This is a genomic window from Pseudomonas sp. URIL14HWK12:I6 (assembly GCF_000514195.1).
GTDB classification, from domain to species: domain Bacteria; phylum Pseudomonadota; class Gammaproteobacteria; order Pseudomonadales; family Pseudomonadaceae; genus Aquipseudomonas; species Aquipseudomonas putida_A.
The window spans coordinates 4,013-18,746 of sequence record NZ_AZVL01000014.1 but is presented as its reverse complement, the minus strand read 5'-3'; the positions used below and the strand labels follow the sequence as shown (position 1 = coordinate 18,746).

Below are 14,734 nucleotides of genomic sequence, written 5' to 3'. Positions count from 1 at the left end.
CGTCAAACTCGCCGCGCTGCCGCTGACCGCCAATGGCAAGGTCGACCGCAAGGCCTTGCCAGCGCCGGATCTCGCGGCGCTGTTCACTCGCGAGTACGCAGCGCCCGAAGGCGAGGTGGAAACCGCGCTGGCGCAGATCTGGGCCGACGTGCTGCAGGTCGAGCGGGTTGGGCGCCAGGATCACTTTTTCGAACTTGGCGGGCATTCGTTGCTGGCGATGCGCATGGTCTCGCAAGTGCGCCAGCGCCTGGGTGTCGAGCTGGCGCTGAGCGATTTGTTCGCCAACGCTGAACTGGCGGCGGTCGCGTCAGTACTCAACGAGGCCGGGCGCTGTGCGCAACCGCAGATCGTGCCGGTCCCGCGTGACGGCGCGTTGCCGCTGTCGTTCGCCCAGCAACGCCTGTGGTTCCTCGCGCAAATGGAAGGCGCCAACACCGCCTACAACATTCCCGTGGCCCTGCGGCTGCGTGGCCGTCTCGACGACGCAGCGCTGCAACGCGCGCTGGCGCGGATCGTCGCCCGCCACGAAACCCTGCGCAGCCGCTTCGCCCAATTCAACGACGAAGCGCAGGTGCTGATTGCCCCGGTGGATACCGGTCTGCTGCTGCGGGTCGAGGACCTGCGCCAGCACCCGCAACCCGAGGAAACCCTGCAAGCGCTGATTCAGGGCGAAGCCTCCGGACCGTTCGACTTGCAGGACGATCCGTTGATTCGCGGGCGACTGGTACGCCTGGCCGACGATCACCATGTGCTGTTGCTGACCCTGCACCACATCATCTCTGACGGTTGGTCGATGGGCGTTTTGACCCGTGAACTGATGGCGCTGTATCAGGCGTTCAGTCACGGCCAGCCGGATCCATTGCCGCCACTGGCGCTGCAATACACCGACTACGCGGTATGGCAACGACGCTGGCTCAGCGGCGAAGTGCTGCAGCGCCAGAGCGAATATTGGCAACAGACCCTCGCCGGTGCTCCGGCGCTGCTGATGCTGCCGACCGATCGCCCCCGCCCGGCGCAGCAGGACTATGCCGGCAGCAGCGTTGCCGTAGTGCTCGACGAACGCTTGAGCGCCGGGCTCAAAGCCTTGGGCCAACGCCACGGCGTGACCCTGTACATGACGCTGATGAGTGCCTGGGCGATGCTGCTCAGCCGCTTGTCCGGGCAGGCTGAAGTGGTGATCGGTTCGCCGGTGGCCAACCGCACCCGCGCCGAAATCGAAGGCCTGATCGGCATGTTCGTCAACACCCTGGCGCTGCGCATCGACACCTCGGGCGAGCTGAGCGTCGAAGCGCTGCTGGCGCGGGTCAAGGCGCAAACCCTGCAAGCGCAGGCGCATCAGGATCTGCCGTTCGAGCAAGTGGTGGAAATCACCCGGCCCGTGCGCAGCCTGGCCCACAGCCCGTTGTTCCAGACCTTGCTCAGTTGGGATGGCCTCGAAAGCCCGGCGCTGGCCCTCGGCGAACTGACGCTGGAGGGCGTGGCCGAGCCGAGCCACTTCGCCAAGTTCGACCTGTCGCTGAGCCTCAGTGAGTCCAACGGCATCATTCGCGGATCGCTGGAATACGCCACAGCATTGTTCGACCAGAGCACGGTCGAGCGCTTCACCGGTTACTTCCAGCGTCTGTTGCAGTCGATGGTCGCCAACGATCAGGCGCTGCTGGAACAGGCGCCGCTGCTGGCGCCGGAAGAACAGCAGCGCTTGCTGGTCGAGTTCAATGCCACGGATGTCGATTACAACCTTGAGCAGACCATTCATGGTCTGTTCGAAGCGCAAGTGGTGCGCTCGCCTCTGGCGCCCGCCGTGATCGCGGGTGAGCAGCAACTCAGCTACGCCGAACTCAACGCCCGGGCCAATCAACTGGCACGGCGCCTGCGCGAATTGGGCGTAGGGCCGGACTCACGGGTGGCGATCTGCGTCGAGCGCGATCTGGACATGGTGGTCGGGCTGCTGGCGATCCTCAAGGCCGGCGGCGGTTATGTGCCGCTCGACCCGGCGTATCCGCTGGAGCGTCTGGCTTACATGCTGGAGGACAGCGCGCCGCTGGCGGTGCTGGTGCAGGGAACCACGCGTTCGTTGCTCAGTGACGTTGGCGTGCCGGTGATCGATCTGGATCTGCCGCATTGGCAATCGCTGTCGACGGAAAACCTTCCGCTCGCTGAATTGACCCCGCAGCACACCGCCTACGTGATCTACACCTCCGGTTCCACTGGCCAGCCGAAAGGCGTGATCAACGAACATGCCGGGGTGGTCAACCGCTTGCTGTGGATGCAGGACGCTTACCAACTGAGTTCCACTGACACGGTGCTGCAAAAGACCCCGTTCAGCTTCGACGTGTCGGTCTGGGAGTTTTTCTGGCCGTTGATGACTGGCGCCCGATTGGTCATGGCCCGACCTGAAGGGCACAAGGATCCGCAATACCTCAGCGAAATCATCGAACGCGAACACATCACCACGCTGCACTTTGTTCCGTCGATGCTCGACGTCTTTCTCGCCCACGCCGACACCGCACGTTGCAGCAGCCTGCGGCAAGTCATGTGCAGCGGCGAAGCGTTGCCGGGCAGCGTGGTGCGGCGTTTCAAACAGCAACTGCCGGGCAGCGAACTGCACAACCTCTACGGCCCGACCGAAGCGGCAGTGGACGTGACCGCGTGGAACTGCGCCGGGCCGCTGGAAAGCACTCCGGACAACACACCGATCGGCAAACCGATCGCCAACACCCGCATGTACATCCTCGATGCCCAGCAACAACCAGTGCCGCACGGCGTGGTCGGCGAGCTGTACATCGGCGGCGTGCAGGTGGCGCGCGGTTATCTGAATCGCCCGGAACTGAACGCCGAACGCTTCCTTGACGATCCGTTCCAGAGCAACGGGCGGATGTACCGCACCGGCGACGTCGCCCGCTATCTGCCGGACGGCAATATCGAATACCTGGGCCGCAACGACGATCAGGTGAAGATCCGTGGCCTGCGCATTGAACTCGGCGAGATCCAGGCGCGCCTGACCCAGATCGACGGCATTCAGGAGGCCGCCGTACTGGCCCGCGAAGACGTGCCGGGCGACAAGCGTCTGGTCGCGTACTACACCGGCGCACCGCTGGAAATTGAAAAACTGCGCGGCCACTTGCTGGAAAACCTGCCGGACTACATGGTGCCCGCCGTGTTCGTGCATCTCGAAGCATTGCCGCTGAGCCCCAACGGCAAACTTGACCGCAAGGCGCTGCCGGCCCCCGATCTGGCGGCGCAGACCGCCCGTGAATACGAAGCCCCGGTCGGCGAAGTGGAAACCGCGCTCGCGCAGCTCTGGGCTGAATTGCTCAAGGTTGAGCGGGTAGGGCGCCACGACCATTTCTTCGAACTCGGTGGTCACTCGCTGCTGGCGGTGAATCTGGTGGCGCGGATGCGCCGTGCCGGCCTGAGCGCCGACATTCGCGTGCTGTTCAACCAGCCGACCCTCGCCGCGCTGGCCGCTGCCGTGGGCGGTGAGCCCGAGGCCGAAGTCGCGGCCAACCTGATCACTGCGGACTGCACGCGCATCACCCCCGAGCTGTTGCCACTGGTGGCGCTCGACCAGCCGAGCATCGACCGCATCGTCGCGAGCATCCCCGGCGGTGCGGCCAACGTGCAGGATATTTATCCGCTGGCGCCGTTGCAGACCGGCATCCTGTTCCACCATTTGTCCGCCGCACAGGGCGATCCGTATGTGTTGCAGGCGCAGTTCGCGTTTGCCGATGAGCAACGCCTGAACAGCTTCACCCAAGCCTTGCAGAACGTAATCCAGCGCCACGACATCCTGCGCACTTCGCTGTTCTGGGACGGACTGCAAGACCCGGTGCAAGTGGTCTGGCGTGAGGCGCCGCTGGCGTGCGAAGCGCTGCAACTGAATGGCGCGGACGGCGATGTGCTGGAGCAATTGCGCCGGCGCTTCGACGCCGCGCAGTACCGCATGGCCGTCAATCAGGCGCCGCTGATGCGCGTGGTGCACGCGTGGGACGCCGCCAATCAGCGTGTGGTGGCGTTGTTGCTGTTTCATCACCTGGTGATGGACCACGTGGCGCTGGAGGTGCTGCAACACGAAATGCAGGCGTTCCTCAGCGGCCAGCCGCAGCGTCTGGCCGAGCCGGTGTCGTATCGCAATTATGTGGCGCATACCCTGTCGGGGATGAGCGACCAGCAGCACGAAGAGTTCTTCCGCGAGATGCTCGGTGACGTCGACGAACCAACCTTGCCTTACGGGCAGAACCCGGCGCCGGAAGGGCTGGCCACGCAGGCACAGTTGAGCCTCGACACCGCGCTGAGCCGCAACCTGCGCAGTCAGGCGCGGCGTCTGGGTGTCAGCGCGGCGAGCCTGATGCACCTGGCGTGGGCGCAGGTGCTGGGGCAGTTGTCCGGTCGCGATGACGTGGTTTTCGGTACGGTATTGCTCGGTCGCTTGCAGGGCGGCGAGGGCGCCGAACGCGCGCTCGGGGTGTTCATCAACACCTTGCCGCTGCGCGTCGATCTGCGTGCGCACAGCGTCAAGGGCGCGGCACTGGCGACGCATCAACGGCTCAGTCAGTTACTGCAGCACGAACACGCGCAACTGGCGCGCATCCAGCATTGCAGCGCCATGGCGCCAAGCACGCCGCTGTTCAGTTCGTTGTTCAATTATCGTCATGGTGCCTCGGCGCAGGGCGGTTCTGCCGAGGCCCAAACGGCCTGGCAAGGCATGCAATTGCTTGAGGCCGAAGAACACAGCAACTATCGCCTGACCCTCAGTGTCGACGATCTCGGTGAAGGCTTCAGCCTGACGGCGCTGGCCGGTGCCGGCATCGATGCGCGGCGTACCTGCGACTATCTGCAATGCGCCTTGCACAGGCTGGTGGATGCGCTGGAACGCGCGCCGCACCAAGGTTTCGAGCACCTGTCGATCCTGCCGGATGGGGAGCGCGAGCAGTTGTTGCACAGCTTCAACGCGACCCGCGCCAATTACCCACAGAGACTGACGATTGCCCAGCGTTTCGAGCAACAAACGCTTGAACGACCGCAGGCGCTGGCGGCGGTGTTTGCCGGTGCTTCGCTGAGCTATGCCGAGTTGAACCGCCAGGCCAACAGTCTGGCGCATCATCTGATTGCATCGGGTGTACAGCCTGACGACCGCGTGGCCATCGTCGCCCGGCGCGGTCTCGATACGCTGGTCGGGCTGGTGGCGATTCTCAAGGCCGGCGCCGGTTATGTGCCGGTGGATCCGGCGCACCCGGCGGAGCGCCTGAGCTATCTGCTGCAAGACAGTGCGCCCGTCGTGGTGCTGAGCCAAAGCGATCTGCGTGAACGCCTGCCGGCATTGACGGTGCCGCTGATCGACCTTGATCTGCGCCAATGGTCAAACGAGCGCATCGACAACCCATCGCTGCCGGCCCTGAGCCCGCAGCATCTGGCTTACGTGATCTACACCTCCGGCTCCACCGGTTTGCCGAAAGGCGTGATGGTCGAGCACCAGACGCTGAGCAACCTCGTGGACTGGCACTGCGCGGCCTTCGATCTGCACGCCGGCAGCCATACCTCAAGCCTGGCCGGGTTCGGTTTCGACGCCATGGCCTGGGAGGTCTGGCCGGCGCTGTGCGTGGGTGCGACCGTGCATCTGGCGCCAACCCATGACGGCAACGAAGACATCGACGCACTGCTTGCCTGGTGGCGTGCGCAGCCGCTGGACGTGAGCTTCCTGCCGACCCCGGTGGCCGAATACGCCTTCAGTCAGGAGCCGGCGCATCCAACCCTGAAAACCCTGTTGATCGGCGGCGATCGACTGCGTCAGTTCAACCGTAACCAGCCGTTCCGGGTGATCAACAACTATGGCCCGACCGAGGCTACGGTGGTTGCTACCTCCGGCCTGATTGCGGCGGGCGAGGTGCTGCATATCGGTAAACCGGTGAGCAATGCCATGGTGTATCTGCTCGACGCACGGCAACGCCCGGTACCGCTAGGGGTGATCGGCGAGTTGTATGTCGGAGGTGCCGGCGTGGCCCGTGGTTACCTGAACCGTCCGCAGATGACCACCGAACGCTTTCTGCGCGATCCGTTCAGCAGCCTGCCAAATGCACGTATGTACCGCACCGGCGACCTTGCGCGCTGGCGTGAGGACGGCACGCTCGAGTACCTCGGGCGCAACGACGATCAGGTGAAAATCCGCGGCGTGCGTATCGAGTTGGGCGAGATCGAAACCCGGCTCAATCAGCTCCCCGGTGTTCAGGATGCGGTGTTGCTGGCCCGTGAGGACGAACCCGGTCAGCCACGGTTGGTGGCGTATTACACCGAGCAGGGCGCATCGTTGAGCGTCGCTGATCTGCGCGCGCACCTGCTCACGCAATTGCCTGAGTACATGGTGCCGGCGGCGTTTGTCCGGCTCGACGCGTTACCCCTGACCGCCAATGGCAAGGTTGATCGCAAGGCATTGCCGAAACCTGACCTGACTGCGCTATTCACCCGCGAATACATCGAGCCGCAAGGTGAGCTGGAAACCGCGCTGGCGCAGATCTGGGCCGAGGTGCTGCAGGTCGAGCGGGTTGGCCGCCATGATCACTTCTTCGAACTCGGCGGGCATTCACTGCTGGCTATGCGCATGGTCGCGCAGGTGCGTCAGCAACTGGGGCTGGAGCTGGTGCTGGCTGATCTGTTCGCCAACCCTGAACTGGCGGCGGTCGCCGAATGCCTTTGCGTAGCGCAGGTCAGTAGCCAACCGCAGATCGTAGCGGTGCCGCGTGACGGCACGCTGTCCTTCGCCCAGCAACGCCTGTGGTTCCTCGCGCAAATGGACGGCGGCAATTCGGCGTACAACATTCCGCTTGGCCTGCGCCTGCGCGGGCAACTCGATGTCGAAGCTTTGCAGCGCGCGCTGACGCAGATCGTTGCGCGCCACGAAACCCTGCGCAGCCGCTTCGTCAGCGTCGACGATCAGGCGCAGGTGACGATTGCACCGGTCGATAGCGGTCTGCTGTTGCAAGTGGAAGACCTGCGCCAGGACCCGCAGGCCGAAGCCAGCGTGCAGGCGCTGCTCGCGCAGGAAGCCGCGACAGCCTTCGATCTACAAAGCGATCCACTGATTCGCGGACGCCTGCTGCGTCTGGCCGACGAGCACCATGTGCTGTTGCTGACTGTGCATCACATCGTCGCCGATGGCTGGTCGATGGGCGTGCTGACCCGTGAGCTGATGGCGCTGTACCAAGCCTTCAGTCATGGGCAACCGAATCCGTTACCACCACTGGCGCTGCAATACGGCGACTACGCCGTGTGGCAGCGGCGCTGGCTCAGCGGTGAAGTGCTGCAGCGCCAGAGCGATTACTGGCAGCAGACCCTCGACGGCGCGCCGGCGTTGCTGACCCTGCCCACCGATCGTCCGCGTCCGACACAGCAAGACTTTGCCGGCAGCAGCGTCGAAGTACGGCTGGACGAGCGCCTGAGCGCCGGGCTCAAAGCCCTGAGTCAGCGGCACGGTGTGACCCTGTTCATGACCCTGATGAGTGCCTGGTCGCTGTTGCTGAGTCGTTTGTCCGGGCAGTCCGACGTGGTGATCGGCTCGCCGGTGGCCAACCGCACCCGGGCCGAGATCGAAGGCCTGATCGGCATGTTCGTCAACACCCTGGCCCTGCGCATCGACACCTCGGGCGAACCGAACGTGGCCACGCTGCTGGCACGGGTCAAGGCGCGCACGCTGGAGGCGCAGGCGCATCAGGATCTGCCGTTCGAGCAAGTGGTGGAAATCACCCGGCCGGCGCGCAGTCTGGCGCACAGCCCGTTGTTCCAGAGCACGCTGAGCTGGGACAGCAACGTGGGGCCGAACCTGGCGTTGGGCGATCTGCGCCTCGAAGGTGTGGCCGCGCCGGGCCAGGTGGCCAAGTTCGACCTGACCCTGACCCTGGGTGAGGTCAACGGGGTGATTCGCGGATCGCTGGAGTACGCCACGGCGTTGTTCGATCAAGCGACCGTCGAGCGTTATGTCGGCTACCTGCAGCGCCTGCTGGCGGCGATGGTCAGCGATGAGCAGACGGTGTTGGAGCGGGTGGCGTTACTCACCGAGCCAGAGCGTCAGCGCTTGCTCTACGAGTTCAACGCCACCGCACGCGAATACCCGCAGACGTTGACCGTGCACGGGATTTTCCAGCAGCAGGCAGCGGCGCATCCGAAGGCGGTGGCGGCGGTGCATGGCGAGCATTCGCTGAGCTACTTTGAACTGAACGCCCAGGCCAACCGTCTGGCGCATCACTTGATCAGCCAGGGCGTGCAGCCGGGCGACCACGTGGCGATCCTGTTGCCGCGTTCGCTGGAATTGCTGGTGGCGCAACTGGCGATTGCCAAGTGCGCGGCGGCCTATGTGCCGCTGGATATCAATGCGCCGAGCGAGCGGCAGGCGTTCATGGTCGAAGACTGTCACGCGGCGGCGTTGCTGACCCTCAGCAGTGAAGTCATCGACTACGCTGCGCCACGCATCGACCTCGACCGCTTGACCCTCAGCGGCCAACCGACGCACAACCCGAATCTGGCGCAGTCCTCGGAGTCGCTGGCGTACATCATGTACACCTCCGGCTCCACCGGCACGCCGAAAGGCGTGATGGTGCCGCACCGCGCCATCGGCCGCCTGGTGCTGAACAACGGTTACGCCGATTTCAACCCGCAGGACCGCGTGGTATTCGCCTCCAACCCGGCGTTCGATGCGAGTACCATGGACATCTGGGGGCCGCTGCTCAACGGCGGGCGGGTGCTGGTGCTCGATCATCAGACCCTGCTTGATCCGCACGCGTTCGGCCATGAATTGAGCGCCTCCGGGGCGACTGTGCTGTTCGTCACCACGGCGCTGTTCAACCAGTACGTGCAGCTGATTCCGCAGGCGCTGAAAGGCTTGCGCATTCTGCTGTGTGGCGGTGAGCGCGGTGACCCGGCGGCGTTCCGTCGACTGCTGGCCGAGGCGCCGGCGCTGCGCATCGTGCATTGCTACGGTCCGACCGAAACCACCACTTACGCCACCACCTTCGAAGTGCGTGAAGTGGCGGAAAACGCCGAGAGCGTGCCGATTGGCGCGCCGATCTCCAACACTCAGGTTTATGTGCTCGACGCGCATCAGCAACCGGTGCCGATGGGCGTGACCGGCGAGTTGTACATCGGCGGGCAGGGCGTGGCGCTGGGTTATCTGAATCGCGCCGATCTGACCGCCGAGAAGTTCCTGCGCGATCCGTTCAGCGAGCAGCCGGGTGCGTTGCTTTATCGCACCGGCGACCTCGCACGCTGGCTGGCACCGGGGCAGCTCGATTGCATCGGGCGCAATGACGATCAGGTGAAGATTCGCGGTTTCCGTATCGAACTGGGCGAAATCGAAAACCGCCTGCTCAACTGCCAAGGGATCAAGGAAGCGGTGGTGCTGGCGCGCCGCGATGGTCAGGACATCACGCGTCTGGTGGCGTACTACACCGCGCACGCCGGGCGCCTGGACAGCGCCGATCTGCATGCGCAGTTGCTGGCGCGACTGCCGGAATACATGGTGCCGAGCGCGTGGGTGCAACTGGATGTCCTGCCGTTGAACAACAACGGCAAGGTCGACCGCAAGGCGCTGCCGGCGCCGACCCAGGCAGCGATGCTCAGCCGGGTGTATGTCGCGCCGATCTCGGCGCTGGAGGAACATCTGGCGCGGATCTGGGCCGGTTTGCTGCAGCTCGAACAGGTCGGTCGTCACGACAACTTCTTCGAACTGGGCGGGCACTCTTTGTTGGCGATGCGCATGCTGTCGCAGGTGCGCCAGCAGTTGGGCGTCGAGCTGACACTCGCCGAGCTGTTCGCCAACCCCGAGCTGGCCGCTGTCGCCGAGGTGCTGAGCCGGGCAGGGCGCAGCACCTTGCCGGAGATTTTGCCGGCACCGCGTCATCAGCTATTGCCGCTGTCCTTCGCTCAGCAACGCCTGTGGTTCCTGGCGCAGATGGACGGCGGCAACAGCGCCTACAACATCCCGGTCGGTCTGCGCCTGCGTGGTCGGCTGGATGAGGACGCGCTGCAACGGGCACTGGCACGCATCGTCGCCCGTCACGAAACCCTGCGCAGCCGTTTCAGCCAGATCGACGATCAGCCGCAAGTGCGGATTCTGCCGGCCGAGAGCAGTTTGTTGCTGGCGGTAGAAGACCTGCGTCAGCACCCGCAGGCTGACAATGCCTTGCGTGGCCTGATCGAGGAACAGGCCTGCGCCTCGTTCAATCTGCAGCACGATGCGCTGCTGCGCGGACGTCTTGTGCGTCTGGCCGACGACCATCATGTGCTGTTGCTGACGCTGCACCACATCATCGCCGATGGCTGGTCGATGGGCGTGCTGACCCGCGAGTTGGCCGCGTTGTATCAGGCCTTCAGCCGTGGCGAAGACGATCCGCTGCCGTCGCTGGCGCTGCAATACACCGACTACGCGGTGTGGCAACGGCGCTGGCTCAGCGGCGAGGTGCTGCAGCGTCAAAGCGATTACTGGCAGCAGACGCTGGCCGGCGCGCCAGCCCTGCTGACCCTGCCCACCGACCGTCCGCGTCCGCCACAGCAGGACTATTCCGGCAGCCGCGTCGACATGCTGCTCGATCAACACTTGAGCGCCGGTTTGAAAGCCTTGTGTCAGCGTCGCGCGGTGACGCCGTACATGGTGATCATGAGCGCCTGGGCGATGTTGCTCAGCCGTTTGTCCGGGCAGGACGACGTGGTGATTGGCTCGCCAGTGGCCAACCGTACCCGGGCCGAGATCGAAGGCCTGATCGGCATGTTCGTCAACACCCTGGCGCTGCGCATCGACACCTCGGGCGAACCGAGCGGCGAGGCGCTGCTGGCGCGGGTCAAGGCGCGGACTCTGGACGCTCAGGCGCATCAGGATCTGCCGTTCGAGCAAGTGGTGGACATCAGCAAACCGGTCCGCAGCCTGTCGCACAGCGCGTTGTTCCAGACCATGCTCAGTTGGGACAACAACGACGATCCGAGCCTGACCCTCGGCGACCTGACCCTGGAAGGGGTGGCCGGCGACAGCCATTTTGTGAAATTCGATCTGTCGCTGAGTCTTGGCGATTCGCACGACGGCATTCGCGGTTCGTTGCGCTACGCCACGGCGTTGTTCGATGAGTCGACGGTGCAGCGTTTCGTCGGCTACTTCCAGCGGCTGCTGGCGGCGTTGGTCAACGATGATCAGGCCGTGCTTGCGCGAGTGCCGTTGCTCGCACCGCAGGAGCAGCAGCGTTTGCTGGTCGATTTCAATGCCAGCGCCGTTGATTGTCCGCTGGAGCAGCCGTTGCACGGCTTGTTCGAAGCGCAGGTGCGGCGCAAACCGGACGCTGTCGCGCTGCAGTCCGCGCAAGGCAACCTGACCTACCGCGAGCTCAATCAGCGTGCTAACCGTTTGGCCCAGCATCTGCGCGAACTCGGTGTGCAGCCGGATGCACGGGTGGCGATCTGCGTCGAGCGCGGGTTGGATCTGATCGTTGGTCTGCTCGGCATCCTCAAGGCTGGTGGTGCCTATGTGCCGCTGGATCCGGGGTATCCGGTGGAGCGTCTGGCCTACATGCTCAAGGACAGCGCGCCGACCGCGGTGCTAGTGCAGACCGCTACTTGCGGACTGTTCGATGAGGCGGCCGCCACGGTGATCGACCTTGACCGCAGTACCTGGCAGCACCTGCCGGAACATGATTTGCAGGTGCCTGGTCTCAGCGCCTCGAACCTCGCTTACATGATCTACACCTCGGGCTCCACCGGGTTGCCGAAAGGCGTGATGATCGAGCATCGCAGCGCCTGCAACATGGTGCACTGGGGCTCGCAGCTCAGTCCGCCGACCGAACACGGTGCGCTGCTGCAAAAGGCGCCGTTCAGCTTCGACAGTTCGGTGTGGGAGATCTTCTGGCCGCTGTGCTCCGGGATGCGCCTGGTACTGGCGCGACCGGATGGCAACCGCGATTCGGCGTATGTGGTGCAGACCATTCGCGAGCAGCAGGTGACGGTGGTCAAGTTCGTGCCGGCGCTATTGCAGCAGTTCATTGAGCAGGACGGTGTCGAACAGTGCACCAGCCTGACCGATGTGCTCAACGGTGGCGGCGAACTCAGCGCGGCGCTGGCCCGCCAAGTGCGTAATCGCCTGCCGTGGGTGCGTTTGCACAACGTTTATGGCCCGACTGAAACCACGGTGGACAGCACGGGCTGGACGCTGGAGCCGGACATGCCGGTGCCGGACAACGTGGTGCCAATCGGTACAGCCTTGAGCAATACACGCCTGTACGTGCTCGACGCGTACGGACAACCGGTGCCGCAAGGCGTCAGCGGTGAGTTGCACATCGGCGGCGTCGGCGTGGCACGTGGTTATCACGGCTTGCCGGAGATGCAGGCCGAGCGCTTCATCGACAGCCCGTTTGTGCCGAGTGATCGCCTGTATCGAACGGGGGATCTGGCGCGCTACAACAATCATGGGGAACTGGAATTCCTCGGCCGTAATGACTTCCAGATCAAGCTGCGGGGCTTGCGTCTGGAGCCGGGAGAAATCGAGGCGCGGTTGATTGAGCATCCGGCGATTCGCGAGGCGGTGGTGATGGTCCGCGATGAGCGTCTGGTGGCCTGGTACAGCTTGCGCGCCGGCATCGACGCGCCATCGTTGGATACCTTGCGCAGCCATGTGCTGGAGCGTTTGCCGGAGTACATGGTGCCGGGCGCGTTTGTGCTGCTCGACGCGTTGCCACTGACGCCAAACGACAAGATTGATCGCAAAGCCTTGCCGGAACCGGGTGCAGACGCGGTGATCAACCGCCCATACGTGGCGCCACAGGGTGAAGTCGAAACCGCGCTGGCGCAGATCTGGGGCGAGGTGCTTGGCGTCGAACAGGTCGGACGGCACGACAACTTCTTTGAACTCGGTGGGCATTCGTTGCTGGCGGTGAAGCTGGTCAATCTGCTGCAACGGGCCGGGCTGCCACTGTCGCTGGCCGAGCTGTTCCAGTATCCGAGCATCGAGTCTGCCGCCGCGCTGCTCAGTCAGGGCGAGGCGCTCAGTCAGCCTGACGGGCTGGTCGTGGTGCGTGCCGGGGCGCACGGTACGCCGCTGTTTCTGCTGCATGAATTCAGCGGCAGGGACGTGTATTTCCCGACGCTGGCCCAGCACATCGGTGGCGAGTTCCCGATTTACGGTTTGCCCGGTGTGCCGCTGGGGCAAGCGCAATTGCGCACGCTTGAGTGCATGGCGCAGCGCATGGTCGGAATCATCCGCGCGGTACAGCCTCACGGGCCGTATCGGCTGGCGGGCTGGTCGTTCGGCGGGGTGCTGGCGCATGAGGTCGCGCAGCAATTGCTCGGCCTCGATGAGCCGGTGGATTTCATCGGCATGCTCGACAGCTACGCGCCAAACCCGCTCGCCCAGGACAAGGCAATGTGGAGCGGCGAGGGCCTCGACAAGCGCCAGTTACTTGGCCATTGCCGAGGGCGTTCGCTGATGCTGGGTGCCGAAACCGAGGCGGCGCTGGCGGCGGTGCAAGTGCTGGAAGCGCAAGTCGAACAGCTGGATTTCCCCGAGCTGTTCAAGCGCTGTCAGGCGCAGCAACTGACCGATCCGGAACTGGCCACGGTCAGCGCGGCGGACGCCTGGCATTACTTTGATCGCGAAGCGGCGCATCGTCTGGCGCTGGCGCATTACCGGGTCAGCCCGGCGAGCCAGCCGATCCACCTGTTCCGTGCACAGGAACTGATGGAAGGCCAGTCATTGCCGAGCCCGACGCGCGGCTGGGAAGAGCGCTTCAACATTGGCTTGCTGCGTTGCATCGACATCCCCGGCGATCACCGGACCATGATGAAGCACCCGCACATCCAAGCGCTTGGCCAGGCCATTACCCAGGCGCTGGAAACCCTGGTGACGCCGGAACCGGCGCTGTATCAACCGCTGCTGACGATTCAGACCGGGCAGTCGGGGCATGCGCCGATTTTCTGTGTGCCGGGGGCGGGTGACAGCGTCACCGGGTTCATTCACCTGACCGAGGCGATCGGCCCGGAGTGGCCGATCATCGGCTTGCAACCGCGCGGGCTGGACGGCGTCAGTGTGCCGCACAGCGCGGTCGAAGCCGCTGCCGCGTTCTACCTGCAAGCCATCGAGCAGATCCACCCGCAGGGGCCGCTGCACCTGATCGGTCATTCGTTCGGCGGCTGGGTCGCGCATGCCATGGCCGCGCAGTTGCAGGCGGCCGGGCGCGTGGTGGCTTCGCTGACGTTGATCGACAGCGAGGCACCGGGCGGTGACGGCACGGCGGGCAAACCATACACCGCCACTGCCGCGCTGCAACGGCTGATCGACACCCTGCAACTGTCCTGTGGCAAGTCGCTGGGCATCGATCCTGTGCTGTTCGCCGACGCTGACGACACCACGCAATTGCGCATGCTGCACGACGGCATGGTGCGCGCCGGGGTGTTGTCGGAGCGCGCGGCGCCGGACGCGATGCATGGCCCGGTACGCACCTTCGCCAGCGCCTTGCGCACGGTCTATCAACCGCGACTGGCCTATACCGGGCCGGTGCGGCTGGTACTAGTCGATGACCCGACGCTGGACGAGTGGGGCAATCAGCGCGAACAGGCGGCGGTGCTTGAAGGCTGGCAGCGGCAGGTCAGCGATCTGGCGGTGTGGTACGGGCCGGGCAATCACTTCACGATTCTCAAGGCGCCCAACGTCTTCAGTTTCGCCGCGTGGTGGCATGACGGCCTGGCGCTGACGGTCGGCGAAGTGCTGTCCTGA

At 64.7% G+C, this 14,734-nt stretch carries 1 protein-coding gene (only partly in view); it reads left to right on the top strand.

Annotated elements, in window-relative coordinates; translation table 11 throughout:
* A protein-coding gene (locus tag H043_RS0118675; RefSeq protein WP_027613124.1) for a non-ribosomal peptide synthase/polyketide synthase crosses the window boundary here: on the top strand, nucleotides 1-14,734 show its 3' portion. It extends 3,089 nt beyond the left edge of the window; only the last 14,734 of its 17,823 coding nucleotides appear in the window; its start codon lies off the left edge, out of view; it ends in the stop codon at nucleotides 14,732-14,734.